The 14,929-nt window shown below is 59.1% G+C and carries 17 protein-coding genes; 10 read left to right on the top strand and 7 right to left on the bottom strand.

The features are described 5' to 3' along the window. The first annotated feature begins 46 nt into the window (after positions 1 to 46). The 3 genes from VJU77_15675 (at position 47) to rlmN (ending at position 2,307) form a co-directional block, all read left to right on the top strand. Positions 47 to 694, top strand: coding sequence for a hypothetical protein (locus VJU77_15675; protein HKP04792.1), 648 nt, complete (start codon positions 47 to 49; stop codon positions 692 to 694). After that, positions 691 to 1,020, top strand: coding sequence for a hypothetical protein (locus VJU77_15670; protein HKP04791.1), 330 nt, complete (start codon positions 691 to 693; stop codon positions 1,018 to 1,020). The genes VJU77_15675 and VJU77_15670 overlap by 4 nt, the downstream gene beginning before the upstream one ends. Positions 1,021 to 1,197: 177 nt before the next feature. Further along, entirely contained in the window at positions 1,198 to 2,307 is a 1,110-nt protein-coding gene (rlmN, locus tag VJU77_15665; protein ID HKP04790.1) for a 23S rRNA (adenine(2503)-C(2))-methyltransferase RlmN, read from the top strand. On the opposite strand, the gene VJU77_15660 is transcribed toward rlmN, so the two are convergent. The 5 genes from VJU77_15660 to VJU77_15640 all read right to left on the bottom strand — a co-directional run bounded on the left by VJU77_15660 (position 2,282) and on the right by VJU77_15640 (position 5,135). Continuing rightward, a complete protein-coding gene (locus VJU77_15660; protein HKP04789.1) occupies positions 2,282 to 2,668 on the bottom strand; it encodes a VOC family protein in 387 nt (128 codons plus the stop codon). The two genes, rlmN and VJU77_15660, sit on opposite strands and share 26 nt — an antisense overlap. 119 nt (positions 2,669 to 2,787) lie before the next feature. Then, positions 2,788 to 3,372: a peroxiredoxin gene (locus VJU77_15655; GenBank protein HKP04788.1), complete on the bottom strand. Its 585-nt coding sequence runs from the start codon at positions 3,370 to 3,372 to the stop codon at positions 2,788 to 2,790. Positions 3,373 to 3,593: 221 nt separating this feature from the next. Then, positions 3,594 to 3,983 (bottom strand): hypothetical protein, encoded by a 390-nt coding sequence (locus VJU77_15650; protein ID HKP04787.1) that lies wholly within the window; start codon positions 3,981 to 3,983, stop codon positions 3,594 to 3,596. A 215-nt stretch (positions 3,984 to 4,198) separates the two neighbouring features. Beyond that, positions 4,199 to 4,663 carry a hypothetical protein gene (locus tag VJU77_15645; GenBank protein HKP04786.1) on the bottom strand — a complete coding sequence of 155 codons (465 nt, stop codon included), beginning with the start codon at positions 4,661 to 4,663 and terminating at the stop codon, positions 4,199 to 4,201. A 109-nt stretch (positions 4,664 to 4,772) separates the two neighbouring features. Next, entirely contained in the window at positions 4,773 to 5,135 is a 363-nt protein-coding gene (locus VJU77_15640; GenBank protein HKP04785.1) for a hypothetical protein, read from the bottom strand. A gap of 456 nt (positions 5,136 to 5,591) precedes the next feature. On the opposite strand from VJU77_15640, the gene add reads away from it, so the two are divergent. After that, positions 5,592 to 6,620 (top strand): adenosine deaminase, encoded by a 1,029-nt coding sequence (gene add, locus VJU77_15635; GenBank protein ID HKP04784.1) that lies wholly within the window; start codon positions 5,592 to 5,594, stop codon positions 6,618 to 6,620. A gap of 33 nt (positions 6,621 to 6,653) precedes the next feature. Here the strand turns inward: add and VJU77_15630 are convergent, their stop codons facing one another. Both VJU77_15630 and VJU77_15625 read right to left on the bottom strand, forming a co-directional pair. Then, the gene (locus VJU77_15630; GenBank protein HKP04783.1) at positions 6,654 to 6,875 is read right to left on the bottom strand and encodes a hypothetical protein; all 222 of its coding nucleotides are present in this window, start codon (positions 6,873 to 6,875) and stop codon (positions 6,654 to 6,656) included. A gap of 23 nt (positions 6,876 to 6,898) precedes the next feature. Next, positions 6,899 to 7,195: a hypothetical protein gene (locus VJU77_15625; protein HKP04782.1), complete on the bottom strand. Its 297-nt coding sequence runs from the start codon at positions 7,193 to 7,195 to the stop codon at positions 6,899 to 6,901. Positions 7,196 to 7,596: 401 nt separating this feature from the next. Here VJU77_15625 and VJU77_15620 point away from each other — a divergent pair, with 401 nt between their 5' ends. The 6 genes from VJU77_15620 (at position 7,597) to VJU77_15595 (ending at position 14,904) form a co-directional block, all read left to right on the top strand. Beyond that, the gene (locus VJU77_15620) at positions 7,597 to 9,648 is read left to right on the top strand and encodes a hypothetical protein (protein HKP04781.1); all 2,052 of its coding nucleotides are present in this window, start codon (positions 7,597 to 7,599) and stop codon (positions 9,646 to 9,648) included. 197 nt (positions 9,649 to 9,845) lie between these two features. Further along, positions 9,846 to 10,526, top strand: coding sequence for a hypothetical protein (locus VJU77_15615; protein HKP04780.1), 681 nt, complete (start codon positions 9,846 to 9,848; stop codon positions 10,524 to 10,526). Positions 10,527 to 10,554: 28 nt separating this feature from the next. Further along, positions 10,555 to 11,166, top strand: a complete 612-nt coding sequence (locus tag VJU77_15610; protein HKP04779.1) for a sigma-70 family RNA polymerase sigma factor — start codon at positions 10,555 to 10,557, stop codon at positions 11,164 to 11,166. Then, complete coding sequence (locus tag VJU77_15605; protein ID HKP04778.1) at positions 11,153 to 11,674, top strand: hypothetical protein; 522 nt, start codon at positions 11,153 to 11,155, stop codon at positions 11,672 to 11,674. Before VJU77_15610 ends, VJU77_15605 begins: the two co-directional genes overlap by 14 nt. A 9-nt stretch (positions 11,675 to 11,683) precedes the next feature. Beyond that, on the top strand, positions 11,684 to 12,130 hold the full coding sequence (locus VJU77_15600; protein HKP04777.1) for a hypothetical protein: 447 nt from the start codon (positions 11,684 to 11,686) through the stop codon (positions 12,128 to 12,130). Positions 12,131 to 12,258: 128 nt separating this feature from the next. Then, positions 12,259 to 14,904 (top strand): M1 family metallopeptidase, encoded by a 2,646-nt coding sequence (locus tag VJU77_15595; protein HKP04776.1) that lies wholly within the window; start codon positions 12,259 to 12,261, stop codon positions 14,902 to 14,904. The last annotated feature ends 25 nt before the right edge of the window (positions 14,905 to 14,929 follow it).

Here is a 14,929-nt window from a genome sequence, read left to right as displayed (position 1 = left end):
GCGCGGCGGTTCTTGACGAATCGTATCGAATCGACACACTCCGCGGATGCCGAAATTTCCTTTGAGCACCTGCTCGATTTTGCTGAGTACTTTCTTGCTGGCCAGTTGCGCGCAGCAACCACTGACCTCAATCGATCGCGCTAAATACAAAACCGTTGCCCTCGATCCCAACATCAAGGCTCCGGACCACTACGTTTACCGCGACATTACCGGCAAGCGTTCCCGCGGGATGCTCGGCGGCGGCCTTATTGGCGCCCTCATTGGCGCTGCTTCGGAAAGCCCTGGTTTTCACCGGTTTGATGCGGCCGCATCGAAAAATCCGATCGACATCCGGGCGCTGGTCCGGCGCCGCGTCGAGGAAGCGTTGCAGACCTCGAAACTCCTGACGCTGAGTCCCTCGAATGCCGACACCACGCTGAAGATCGATATCATTGCCTATGGCGTCGGGCCGGTGAATGGCCGCGAACTCGGCGGAATCGTCGCCGCCCGCTTGACGCTCCGCGGACGGGACGGCGCCTTGATTTGGCAAAAAGACGAATGGGCGGCGAGCAATACCACCACGCTCCTGGAAAACCTGGAGGCCAACCCCGCGTTGTGGCCGAAAATGGCGAACGAAGCCGCCGAGGCGTTGGCGAAAAAATTGATTCTCGTCAGCACGACCACTCAGCGCAGCGCGGCCGAGCCGTTAATGTGATGCGCGGAGCAGTGCTGTTCATTGCCGCTCTTTTTTGCCTGACGAGTTGTGTGGCGCAGGAGCCGCGGCCGGCAGGCGTCTCCCGCTCAATCATGTTCTTCGTTACGCCGCTCTACCCGCACAGCTTTGAAATTACCGCCCACGGTTCCCGGGGGACTTCGGCCGAAGTCCTGAAGGATGCCTGGCGCAAAAAAGCACAAATGACAGCGGCCGGACATCGCTTCAAAGCGACCGAGTTGGTCGTCCACGACAGCGAAACCGTGCCTTCGGGCGGGTGGCCAATCCAACGCCGGATCGTGACCGGAACGATTACTTTGCTGGACTAACACGTCAATTTTGTCCGAGTGCGCGACTCGCATCCTGCACCAAGGAGGGGCGCTTTCCAAACCGCCCTTTTGGAAAGGACGTCCAGAGAGGACGGCGGGAGCCATCCTCAGATGGGCGGTTTGGAAAGCGCCCCTCCTTGGTCTTTAAATGAACCGCCCCGTGGCGTAACCTCTCCCGTGGAAACGGCGGGCAAACCATCCATTCAATCACTTTTCCTCGAGGAGATCGCCAAGCATTTGGCGTCGCAAAACCAAAAGCCGTACCGGGCGAAACAGATCGTCGATTGGCTCTACGAAAAACGGGTCAGCTCGTTCGAAGAGATGAGCGATTTGCCGCAGGCGTTGCGCGATCGCCTGGCCGGCGAATTCGTTTTCGGCCATCTCGAAACTGTCCGCGTTCTCGGTTCGAAAGACACCACCCGAAAATTTCTCTTTCGGCTCGGCGACGGAAATCTCATTGAATCCGTCCTGATCCCCGCCTCCCCATCGCTCTATGGCTCGACCTCCGATCGCCGCACGATTTGCGTCTCCACCCAGGTCGGCTGCGCTTATGGCTGCAAGTTTTGCGCGAGCGGCCTCGACGGCTTTTCCCGCAACCTGGACGCGAGCGAAATCGTCCAGCAGTTGCTCGCCGTCGAAAAGGCGAGCGGGGAGAAGATCGACAACGTCGTCTTCATGGGGATGGGCGAACCGCTGGCCAACCTGACTAACGTCGTCCGCGCCATCCGCATCATCAATGCGCCCTGGGGTCTCGAGATTGGCGCCCGCCACATCACGGTCTCGACCAGCGGGCTCGCCCCCCAAATCAGAAAGCTGGCCGAGGAACCGCTCCAAAGCCGGCTCGCCATCTCGCTTCACGGTGCGACCGACGAAGTGCGCGATCGGATCATGCCGGTCAACCGGAAATACAAACTCGCGGCTCTGCTCGCCGCCTGCGATTACTACGCCAGCCGAAAGAAGCAGCGGATCTATTTCGAATACATCCTGATCGCCGGCATCAACGACTCCGAAGAGCAGGCCCATTTACTGGCCGGCCATGCCCGTCGCATCAGCGCGCGGATCAATCTTATTCCCTATAACACCGTCGAAGGCCTCGAATGGTCGCGCCCGTCGCGCGACAAACAGGAACGCTTCCTATCGATCCTCCGCGAACACGGGGTCGTGGCCACTCTGCGCCGCGAAAAAGGCCACGACATCGAAGCGGCCTGCGGCCAGCTGCGGTTGCAAACCAAGCGCGCCGAAGCCGCCGACACGTCACTTGTCACACGTCACTCGTCACTGCCTTAAAGTGTGGATTCTCGATAATCCCGAAAATATTCCCGAACGGATCGAACACCGTCGCCACCCGAATCCCCTCGCCCACTTCCTGCGGGGCTGAGCGCTCGGTCGCGCCTAACGAGACCAGGCGCCGGAATGACTCCTCCGCTTCGGCTACGCCCCAATACGCCACCGCACCCTCTTTGCCGCCCGGAGTGCTGGCCGCATCGGGATCAAGGCCCAGCTCGTAGCCGGCTACGTTGAACCCGACATAAAACGGTTGATCGAAATACGGCTCGATCCCGAGCGCTTTCGCGTACCAAGCCCTGGCCTTCGCCAAGTCGGGCGCGTGATAAATGACGGTGCGGAGGCCGAGGAATTGTGAACTCATTTGTTGTAGCGGCGGTCTCTGACCGTCGACTCGTCTCAGACCGTCGAATCGTTTCCGCGGCCGTCCTGCCGACGGTCAGAGACCGCCGCTACAGAATGGCGGCCGAGCTTTCCGCCCTCCTACGTTTTCTTTTTCAGCTCCGCCAGATCCTTCAGCACTTCGTCGCTATGCTCGGCGGGCTTCACGGCGGCATAAACCTTCGCAATCTTTCCCTGCGGATCGATCAGGAATGTGTTCCGCGCCGCCATCTTGGCGCCTTTGTATTCCATCCCCGAGCCGTAGGCGGCGACGGTCTTCCCGTCCGGATCGGCCAGGAGCTTGAAGTTCAAACCTTCCTTCGCGCAAAAATCCTTGTGCGACTGGGCGCTATCCACGCTAACCCCGAGGACCACCGCGTCGGCGCCCTGGTATTTCGATGAATCGCGCTCGAAATTTTTCGCCTCCAGCGTGCAACCACTGGTGAAATCCTTCGGGTAAAAATAAAGGACCACCCATTTCCCCTTGTAATCCTTCAGGCTGATGGTCGTTCCATCGCCGCTCGGCAAACTGAACGCCGGCGCCATGTCTCCCGCCTTGGGCTGGTTTTCCGTATGCATCTGTGGTTTCGCGTCGCTGGTCGCCGGGGCCGGACTTTGTGTCTCCGCCGCCTGCAACGCCACCAGGGCGAGCGCGCTCAACATTCCTGCCAGAAGTTTCGTGTTCATAGTGAACCGAAACCTAGCAGTGGAATCTCGAAATCCGAAGTTCGAAATTCGAAACAAATTCAAAGTTCAAATACCGAGAATGACTAAAACTAAGGCCGCCCCGGTCCGTTTTGAAAATTCGGGCCTTCCCTAATTCGAACCTTGTTTCGGACTTCGAGATTCGAATTTCGTGCTTCCCTGCCCGCAATCCTTCGCATAGCGATGCAGGCGGGCGCTCGACGTCAGTCGATTCTCGCCGTCGGTATCAGATAAATCTGATTCGAATTGCTCTTCACGACGTAGGAATAGGTTTCACCCGGCCGCACATCGAGCATTCCGTAAAATGAGCAGTAGAGCTGACCGGGACGGCTCGCATAAAGCGAATGCCTTCCCGGGGCGAGGGACCGCTCGTAAACGTGGCCTCTTGTGAATACTCCCGCTTGCTGCCCGTCGATCCAGACCGCGATCGGGATATTGATCCCGAGCGTCGGTGAATGCTTCATCCGTAGAACTCCATTCGCGCCCTGCGAATAGTAGGTGGATTGACCTGCGACGCTTTGGCTAGCGCTCGCGAAGATCAATGCGCCAACGGCTAAAACCAGAACCAGAAATGTCGAACTTAGCTTCTTCATATTGGGTGAACCTCCGCTCACAGTTTACCACATTCTACGCGCACCACAGAACTGAAAAGTAACAACGTCCTGATCGCAGCGCGACGCGGCGTGATGTCGACGCTCGCGGAAGTTGCCCGCGAATCACGCGAATGTTTTCAGAGACTGGAATGTTCCAGACCTATTCGCGAAAATTCGCGTCTATTCGCGGGCAAGGATTTTGAATCGCTGAATTTCTACTGCTTGTCGTAAACGGCCGTCGTGGTCGCGTCCTTGCCGTCTTTGCCGGTGTCGGTTTCCGTGACCGTGCGGCTTTTGCCGTCGGCCGAGATGACCACCTTACCCTTGCCCACATCCTTGCCGTCTTTCTTCACCGTGTAGGTCAGCGTCTTCGCGTCGACTTTCGTGTAGGCGCGCACGTTGTGCATGTCACTGCCCTGGGCCGCGTAATCTTTCCCGTCGAACTTGCCTTTCCAAACGTGGTGCACGGCTTTGCCGCCGTCCATCCCGTCGACAGTGATCGTCACCTCGTCACCGCTTTGGGCATAAACAACCGTCGTGTTCTTTGGCATGCCCTCCCCGATCTTCGATTTCGCTTCATTGAGTTTCCACGTTCCCATGAAGGCGTCGTCGCCCGCCAGGCAAAGGCTGGCTGCGGTCGCCGAAATGAGAAGTGCGAGCACTGTCGTTTTTGTGTTCATGGCCCATGGAGCGTCCCCCCTAACGACAACGTCAGGTCCCAAAGGAACGTAAATGGTCCTCTTCGCCGTCCGACCGCCCGCTGAAGAATTTGGAGATCTACTCCAACTTTTACTTTTTCTTGGGGACCGGGGTCACTTTCGTCACCTTCACGTGCGGGCATTCCACCCCAGCCACCTGGGTTCCCTCGACGCGGACCGTCTCGTGGCTGTCGGCGGCTTTATCCAACGCTTTTCCAACCTGCGCATTTGCGGCCGCGAGATGGATCGGCTGGCCGACGTTGGAAAGAAGATCCCATTTCGCGCCCTCCAAAGGGCAAACGCCCGCGGGGATTTTCTTTACGGTTCCCGTGTGCACGACGCTCTTACCCGGTACGGCTTTGGTATCCGCGCTTTTTTCCTTGGCGAAGGTCGTCGGACTAATGACTGCGACACTGGCGGCGATCGCCAGGCAAATGATCATTTTTGTTTTCATGGCTGTTTCCTTTTGTTGTGCGCCTTCGGCCCGGCGCGGAGAAACAGCTCCGTTCTGAGGCTCGGAAACGCGGTTATGGGGTTGCGGGGGTCCCGCTGTTCTTGTTCGGAAGCGAAATTACACGGATTGGAGAGGCGTTTGGAAGGAAATTCGCTAGCGGGCTTCCGCTTTGGAGGGCACGCGCCGTTTAGGGAACCGGGTCTGACTCGAATCATATTGCAGCCAATCCGCGTTCGGCACGGAGATGGAGTCTCGTCTCGATCTCCGCGGACCAAAGAAGCTTGCGAGTGAAACTCCCGAGTATTCTCAACGATCGCTGGACACCGAGTTTTTTTCCTGCCATGTGGCACGCGACCGAGCCGGATGAAGGCTTTCAGTTCCGAGAGTACAGGCTTGATGTTCAATCGTAAATCACATCGACACTAATCATCTCGTTGATTCAGATTGGCGCCCGTCATGACGAACCCACCGATTATCGATCCCGTCCTTCCTTTCATCGACCTGCACCGGCACCTCGACGGGAGCGTGCGGCTGGAGACGATCATTGATCTGGCGCGGAAGCATAATATCGAGTTGCCGGGGACGACGGTGGAGGAAATCAGGCCGCATGTGCAGGTGACGGAAGCGCAGCCGGGGTTAATGGCGTTCATCGCGAAGATGCTTTGGGCGACGCGGATGCTTGTGAACGGCGAGGCCTGCCGGCGAATCGCCCGGGAGAATGTCGAGGACGCGCAACAAGAAGGAATCGATTACCTGGAGCTGCGGTTCAGTCCGTATTTCATGGCGGAACCGCATCAGCTCGACATGGCGGAAGTGATCGAGGGCGTGGTGGCTGGGATCGCGGAGGGTGTGGCGGCGACCGGTGTGCGCGTGAACCTGATCGGCATCCTGAGCCGGACCTACGGCGCGGAGGTTTGCCACAAGGAACTCGATGCGCTTCTTGCCTATCGCCAGCATTTCGTCGCGCTCGATCTGGCGGGTGACGAAGCGAATTTTCCGGCACCGATGTTTGTCGATCATTTCAAGAAAGGCCGTGACGCCGGGTGGCGGGTGGCGGTTCATGCCGGGGAAGCCGGCGGAGCGCAAAGCGTCTGGGACGCGCTGAAGCTATTGGGCGCGGAACGTATTGGCCACGGGACACGGGCGCTGGAAGATCCGAAGCTCGCCGATTATCTCGCCGAAAAGCGGGTGCCGATCGAGGCGAACCTGACCAGTAACGTTCACACCAGCACAGTGCCGAACCTGGCGAGCCATCCGTTGCGGGAGATGATGGCGCGCGGCCTCGTTTGCTCGATCAACACCGACGATCCCGGCGTGAGCGGGATCGATTTGCGTCACGAGTTCGAAGTCGCCGCGCCGGCCGCGGGATTGACGCCCGAGCAGATTCGCCAGGCGCAAATCAACGCGTTGCAGACGGCGTTTCTGTCGGAGGAGGAGAAGCGGGAGTTGAGGGAGAAAGCGCCGAAACGCAAAGCCGCGTTGTAGCGTGCACGGTGTTCGGCGCGGCGGTCCGTTCCGTTATTCTTTGGGATCGGCCAGTTGTTTGGCCCAATCCGGCAGCTTGTCGTACGGCGTATAGCCGTGAACCTCTCCCAACACGCGACCGCTTTTGATCTCGTACTTCACGAACGAAAAAGGTCCGTGATGGCCCATGGATCGAATGATGACGGCCGAATCATTTTCGGCAAAGAGCCATTTTCCGATGAAACGGGTTTCAAAATGCGGCCAGAACTCTCTCATCGTCCCATCGGGCAATCGGATTTTTAGCAGATGTTCCCGTTTCGACGCTTCGTATCGGGATCAAGGCTGAAATTTTCCATGTGGATCCAACCAATAACACCTCGCGCAGACAGTCGGGCGTCAAGGCAATGGCCATCCGTGGTCAGAAGTTCTCTGCGCCCATCCGAATAGGTGAGTTCAACATTGCCGGCAGGAACAAGCAATTCATCGAGCGGGGATGGGACGACGACGATCCTGACTTTCTCCGGTGTCGCGCCAAATCCGCTCTCGGCGGCGACGAGGGCGATCAACGTCAGAAAGAGGGAACGAATAAGGACCATTCCTTCTCCCTATCAAACATGCGGATCAGCAACAAGCAGCCATCGCTTCTTTCGTCCCTGGCGTGGCGAGGCAGGGCGACGGCTGCAGAAGAGGGCGGCGGTTTGGAAAGCGCCCCTCCTTGGTCGGACGGCGCGGCGCGCCGGCCCCCGAAAATAGCCCAGCGCTTTAGCGCTGGGGATTTCCCGATCCTCAAGGATCGAGTCCCGCAGGGACGACAGAAGGGGTGGATTGGATGGCGCGGCGCCGGATCGCTTTGAAGCTTCAAGGAGCGGCGATTTGAAATCGCCGTGGCGCTGGTCGGCGGTTTCAAACCGCCGCTCCTTGAAGCGTGGCGACGTTTGACGCGGAATACCTTTACAAGCGGCGAGCGTCACGAAAGGGTTGCCGGCTTTAACGGCAAATGATGGAGGCGAACGAGCGGCAATTGTGGATCACAGGGGTGCGAACACGGATTTTTCTGGTGTCGTTTACCCTGCTCTTCTTCGAGCTGCTCTGCATTCGCTGGATCCCGGCTTACGTCCGCTACCTCAGCTATTTCACGAACTTCATTCTCCTGGCGTCGTTTCTAGGGATGGGGCTGGGGATTTTGGCGGCACGAAGAGCGAACTTTCGGTTTCCGCCGTTCCCGCTCCTCGTCCTGGCGCTCGCAGTGGTCGTCGCGCTCAATCGGTTCGAGCTCAATATCTCCAGCACCGACGTTCTCTATTTCGGCTCGGGCACGACCGGCGTCGCGCGCGCGGAAAGTTTCGTTCTGCTGCCGCTGATTTTTGTCTTCGTCGCGGCGGCGTTCATTCCCCTCGCCCGCTCGCTTGGTTTGCTCTTCACGAAAACGGAGCCGCTCACGGCTTACACATTCGATATTCTCGGAAGCCTCGCTGGAACGGCCGCGTTTTTTCTCATCGGATTTTTCTCGTTGCCGCCGGTGATCTGGTTTGGCGCGCTCGGTCTGCTGGTCTTGTTGTTAGGCCAGCGTCGCAACTTTCCCCTCACGGCTCTGCTGGTCGTCGCCGCGGCGGCGATCGCGCTTTTTCTCCAGCGCAACACCTACTGGTCGCCCTATTACAAAATCACGCTCACCCCGGCGCAGCCGAGCGGCTACGAGCTGGACGTAAACAGCATCGGCCACCAGAGCATGATCCCGTGGCAATCGAAGGAGCCGTTCTACCGCCGGGTCTACGAATTATTTCCGGACGCGAAGTTTAAGCGCGCGCTCATCCTCGGCGCCGGCACCGGGTCCGACACGGCAACGGCGCTCGCCCACGACGTGCAACAAATTACCGCCGTCGAAATCGATCCGGTTATTGCAAAGCTCGGCGCGGAATTGCATCCGGATCGGCCCTATTCCGATCCGCGGGTGAAACTGGTCAACAACGACGGCCGCGTTTTCCTCCGGAACACGACCGAGAAATACGATCTCATTATCTTCGCGTTGCCCGATTCGCTCACCCTCACGTCGAGCATCGCGAATTTGCGCCTGGAAAGTTTCCTCTTCACCCAGGATTCGCTCGATACCGCGAGAGCGGCCCTAGCGCCGGATGGCGTCCTGGTCCTCTATAATTATTACCGCGAGCCGTGGTTGATCGAGAAACTGGCCGGAATGGTAAGCCGCACGTTTGGCCGGGATTCCTTTGTTTCCACCTACGGCGGACAAGGCCGCGGCGCGGTGATCATCAACGGGCCGCGCCTGGCGAGCTCACCGGCGGCGAACGCAAAGCCGTATCGTGAGGAAGCGACGGCCGGAGCAACGCGTTTGCGCGTCACCGGCGAAGGAACCATGGGCACCAGCGCCATCCCAGCGGCGACCGACGACTGGCCGTTCGTCTATCTGCCGCGGCCTTCGTTTCCGGCGCTCTACCTTCGCGGGCTGGCGTTGGTGGCGGGAATATCGCTGGCCGGCGTTTGGCTGATCGCGCCCCGAAGCGCGCTGCAGCGATTCGATTGGCACATGTTTTTTCTCGGCGCGGCCTTCGCGCTCCTGGAAGTGAAGGCGCTGATCACTTTCGCGCTCCTGTTCGGCAGCACCTGGATCGTGAACTCGCTCGTTTTCTTCGCCATCCTGGCGAGCGTCCTGATCGCGGTCCGCGTCAACACCCTGTTTCGCATCCGGCGGGTCTGGATCTTTTACCTGCTCCTGTTTGGAATGCTGGCGCTGAACCTGTTGGTTCGGCCGGAGACGTTGCTGTTCGCGAATGTCTTCGCGCGCTATGCGGTGGCGAGCATCCTGGCGTTCGCTCCAGTCTTCCTGGCAAACGTGATTTTCTCCAATTCATTTCGGGACACCGAAACGGCCGATATCGCCTTCGCCTCAAATCTCCTCGGGATCATGGCCGGAGGAATGCTGGAGTACCTGAGCATGCTTTTCGGTTATCACGCGTTGCTTTGGCTCGTGATCGCGTTTTACGCGCTGGCGATGGTGTGGCGCGCGGGGCGAAGCTCCGCGACGGCCGCGTAAAGTGACGCCTTCGCAATCCACACCGCTCCTTGAAACGCGGCGTCGCAAAGCTCCGCCCTCCAGCACTGTAGCGGCGGTCTCAGACCGCCGAGCGATCTACCTCTCGCCCAACGACGACGGTCTGAGACCGCCGCTACAGAGGAATGTCGCCGCTGAAAATTTTTGCGCGGGCGGAGAAACGGGCCTAGAACACAGATATGTCGGGGTACGAGCCAGAGCCGGATCGGGTCTGGGATGAATACGAGTGGGAGCGTTTTCTCCAGCAGCAGGACCATAAGACGGAGAAATACATGGAGCTGCTCGAGAAGTACCTCGACCATCCGCAGCGCGATCAAATCATCGCCCGCGAAATGGGTTGGACCCAGTTGTTGAATGATGAGGGCGAATCGTGGAGCGACGAAGTGGACGCCATGATCGCCGAAGAAAATCGGGCCATCGGAGCCGACGCCGAGGGCACGGAAGAGAGCTCGAGCTTTATCGACGGGTTTGAGGACCACACGCTCTACCGAGCCGCGTTCGCGCTGACGGTCTGGATCGACCAGCTCTTTGACGAGCATCCCTCTTTGCAAAACGCCCCGGCGGCGGTCAAGCTGGCGACCCATTCCGCGCTGGCCAGCGCCAAACTGGCGGCCGCCCTGAGCGACGACGACGTGGACGAAATTGGGATGACCATCGCCTATCTCAAGCGGGCCCTGAAGGCGATCACCGTGTCGATGGAAGCGGGGGCGCAGCTTCTGGCCGAGCAACTTATCACCCCGCGCCAGCACGGCGTTCTCCAGCAGCGCCTCTTCGAGGTCCGTGATGGAATCATTACCCTCATGGGCCAGTACCGCGGGGAATGGCTCCGGCGCTTCGGCTCCGAAGGCTATCGGGGTTGAATGAAATAGGGCCTGGTTCCGTCCAATCATGCATACGGAAGCGACTCCGGCTCAGGCCGATGTCTCGGAACTCGATCTGGTCAAACAGTGCCAGGCCGGGGACACCGAAGCATTCGACCAACTGGTAAGCCGTTACCGGACACGGGTTTTTGGCATGATTTACAACATGGTACATAACGAGCAGGACGCCTGGGACCTCGCCCAGGACAGCTTCCTGAAGGCGTGGAAATCGATCGCACGTTTCCGCGGCCAGTCCTCTTTTTATACCTGGATGTACCGGATCGTGACCAATGTGACGATCGATTGGCTGCGCAAAAAGCAGGTCAAAGGCAGTGGGACGGAGTTTGACGACGCGGTGCAGTTAAAGGAAATCGATCCGGCCTCGCGGACGGTGCCGAAGGCGGACGCGCTGCCGCATAAGCGGATGGAACGACAGGAGATCCGGGCGCGGATCGACGCTGCCATCGAGCAGCTTTCGCCCGAACATCGCGCGGTGATTTTGATGAAGGAAACCGAAGACATGCAATACCACGAAATTGCGGAAGCACTGGGCTGCTCGATTGGCACGGTGATGTCCCGGCTTTTCTACGCCAGAAAAAAACTGCAAAACCTCCTGAGGGACCTCTATGAAAACGTTTGAAGAAAAATGGACCGCGTGGATTGACGGCGAGCTCGCCGGCGATGAGCTGGCGGAGTTTGAAGCCTCGCTGCCCGATCGGGCGGTGGCCGAAGCCGAGAAGCGCGACGCCCTGAAACTTGGAACGTTTTTGAAAGAGCACCTCCCTGCTCCGGCCATGGGGAACGAGGAGTTTTTCAGCCATCAATTGCGCGAGCGGATCGCCGCCGAGACGCATGTCGACAACCCTGCTGAAAGCGATGCCGGCAGCCCGGCCTGGTGGCCAATCGGCCGGCTGCTCTGGGTGGGGGCCACGGCTCTCGCGATCTTTTTCGTCTGCACCTTTTTCGTCATGCGGGAACAGCCGTCGGCCGATCAGTCCCAATATCTCTCCCAGATTCTGAATGCGCGGGTAGATCCCGTGGTCAGTCCAAACGCGACCATTACGATGTTCGAATCCAAGGAAGATAAAGTGACGATCGTTTGGGTGGAAGGGTTGCAGTCACTCCCATCGGAGTACGCCGCAAAATAGGTTCCTGTCATGCCGCGACGCTGCTTTCTGCTGCTTGGCCTTGGGCTGGCGCTGATTTTTGGCGGCGTGGAAGCACGCGCATCCGAGACCGTCTGGAGCGGCCTCGTGATTGCAACCAATGCGGCGAAACCGGACCCGGTTTCACCCGACCTGGTTTACCTCGAGGAAACGCTCAAGGATTGGTTCGGTTACAATCAATATAAGGTCATCGGCCAATCCCGCGCAGTCCTGGTCACCGGTTCCGAGGATTGGCTGGCGCAGAGTAAATATTTCTCGCTCCACATCGATTCCAAGGAGGGGAACGTCAAATCAGGTTACCGCGTGAACCTGAAGTTGTTTCAGGAGAAGAATCTTCTGTTGGAATGGGAAGCGAAGTTGAGCAAGGGGCGTCCGATCATCGTCAAGGGCCCGCAAGTGGGCGACGGACAGTTATTGCTGCTCCTGGTGGTGCAGTAGCGCGCTCTTCTGTAGCGACGGCGCTCTGTCGCCGTACAAACGCAGCATATTCTTGGCGACGCGTGTTTGCGGCGACAGAGCGCCGCCGCTACACCTTGTTTCAGCAGCAACGCGCTGTTTAATAACGGATGCGCAATTCCCTGTTCGCACTCTTGCTCATGACTGCCACTACCTTGACCGCCGAAAAACCTTTCGATTTCGCCAGCACGCCGGGAAAACTACCGAAAAATGTCGTGCCCGAAGAGTACGCCATCCGGATCATGCCGAACATGGCGAAGCGCGCCTTCACCGGATCGGAGACGATAAAGCTCAACGCTCGCGAAGCAGTGAAGCAAATCGTGCTCAATTCCGCCGAGATCAAGATCACCAAGGCCGCGATCGACGGAAAGGCGCTTCCCGTTTCCGCGATCAAACTGGATGACAAAGAAGAGACGCTTACCCTGACGGCGGAGCTGACCGCCGGGAACCACCAGCTCGAGCTGGAGTTCACCGGGATAATCAACCAGCGCGGCGTCGGCCTTTACGACGCGCCTTACCAGGAACACGGCACGGGCGCGAAGAAGGTCATGCTCGGGACACAGTTCGAAGCGACCGATGCCCGCCGCATGTTCCCCTGCTGGGACGAACCGAGCTTCCGGGCGCGATTCCAGTTAACCGCTGTCGTTCCCGAAAACTTCGTCGCGGTCTCGAACATGCCGGTGGAGAAAGAAACCAAGGTGGCCGGCGGAAAGGAATTGCGTTTCGGCATCACCCCGCCCATGGCGAGTTACCTCAACGTCTTTTGCGCGGGCGAGCTCGACGCCATCCAGAATAAGAAAGGGGAAGTCACTCACGGCGTTGTCGCCACGAAAGGAAAGGCGGAGATGGGCCGTTACGCGCTGGAGAGTTCGCAGCAAATCCTCGATTATTTCAACGATTACTTCGGCATTCCCTATCCATTGCCGAAGCTCGATCACATCGCCGTTCCCGGCGGGTTTGGCGGCGCCATGGAAAACTGGGGCGGCATCACCTATTACGAATCCGCTCTCCTGTTCGACCCCGAGCGTTCGTCGGCCCACACCCGGCAGGCGATCTACGAAGTGGTCGCGCACGAAACGGCCCACATGTGGTTCGGCGACCTCGTCACGATGGCGTGGTGGGACAATCTCTGGCTTAACGAAGGGTTCGCTTCCTGGATGGGGACGAAGGTCACAGCCAAGTTCAATCCGGATTGGGAAGTCTGGCTCGCCAGGAACACGCCGCGCGATCCACTGCGCCGGCATGGTATCGGCAAGGAAGCGGCCATGGAAGGCGACGCTCGCTCGACCACCCACCCGATTCAGCAGCCGATCAAAACCGAGGCGGAAGCGAACAGCGCATTCGACGACATCACTTACCGCAAAGGAATGTCGTTCATCCGGATGCTGGAGAGTTTTCTCGGGGAAGATGTTTTCCGGGACGGCATCCGGCGTTACATGGCCGCTCACAAGTTCTCAAACACAACCACGACTGATTTGTGGAACGCGCTCGGCGAAGCATCCGGCAAACCGGTGGCGGAAATTGCCGCCGCCTGGACGGAACAGCCCGGCCTCCCCGTGGTGAAAGTCGCGCGAGATGCGGCTGGCAAGATTACCCTGACCCAGGAGCGATTCACGGTGCACTTTGAGAAGGCGCCGCCCCTGGAATGGAAGATTCCCCTTACCTACGCGGTTCCCGGCGAACCTCCGGCGCCCAGCGTCCTCATGACCTCGAAGCAGATGGAGTTGCCGGGAACGTCCGGGGATCGCGCGATCAAGTTGAACGTCGAAGGAGCGGGTAACTACCGGGTCCAATACGATGAGGCGTCCTGGACGCTGCTCCTTGCGGACTTGCCGAAGCTCAGCGTGCCTGATCGGGTCAATCTGCTGACGGACGCCTGGGCGATGGTCCAGGCCAACCGGGCCCCGCTGTCGCTCTATCTCGGGCTCGTCGAAAAGCTCCCGACCAAAACGGAATTGGCCGAGCGCGAGCAGATCATGCTCGTGTTCGATTTCATCAATCGCCTGCTCGCCACCGACCCAAACCGGGCGAAGTTCCAGAAGTACGCCCGGTCAATTTTGCAGCCCAGTTTCGCTGAAGTGGGTTGGGAACCGAAGAAGGGCGAGCCGGTAAAAATCGCGTTGCTGAGGGCGAGCCTCATCAAGGCGCTCGGCGAACTCGACGACAAGGAGATCGTGGCCGGCTGCCGGGAACGTTTCGAAAAATATCTCGCCGACTCGAAAACGCTCGCGCCGGATCTGCGGCCGGCCGTATTGGCGGTGGTAGGGCGCTACGCCGATGAAGCGACCTGGAAAATGCTGCACGAGCTCGGACTGAAGACCACCAGCATCGAGGAGAAGGCTACCTACTACAATGCCCTCTCCGCGACGATCGACCCCAAGCTCGCCGCGCGGACCCTCGAAATCTCGCTCGGCGATGAATTGCCCACGAGTCGCGCGACTTACCTCGTCTCCCGAGTGGCCCGGGAAAGCGAACATCCCGAAGTCGCCTGGACTTTCGCGAAAGGGCACATGAAACAATTGCTGGCCAAGACCGACGCGCTCACCGCGAACAGTTATGCGCCGGGATTGTTCACGTTGTTTTCCGATCCGGCGCGGATCGCGGAATTGGAGCGCTACGCGAAATCCGATTTGCCGGCGAGCGCGGCGAGGGATGTCGCGAAGGCGAGCGACGAAGTGGGTTTCCGTGCGGACATGAAATCGCGGGTGACGGCCGAGATGTCGACCTGGCTGACCTACACGCTTGAAAAAAAGTAGTTTTTTGGAGGCGGCTCGCCGCGGC

It is taken from the genome of Chthoniobacterales bacterium (genome assembly GCA_035274845.1).
Taxonomy (GTDB): domain Bacteria; phylum Verrucomicrobiota; class Verrucomicrobiia; order Chthoniobacterales; family UBA10450; genus AV80.
Note: the sequence above shows the minus strand (reverse complement) of the source record. Positions and strands in the feature narration are given on the sequence as shown.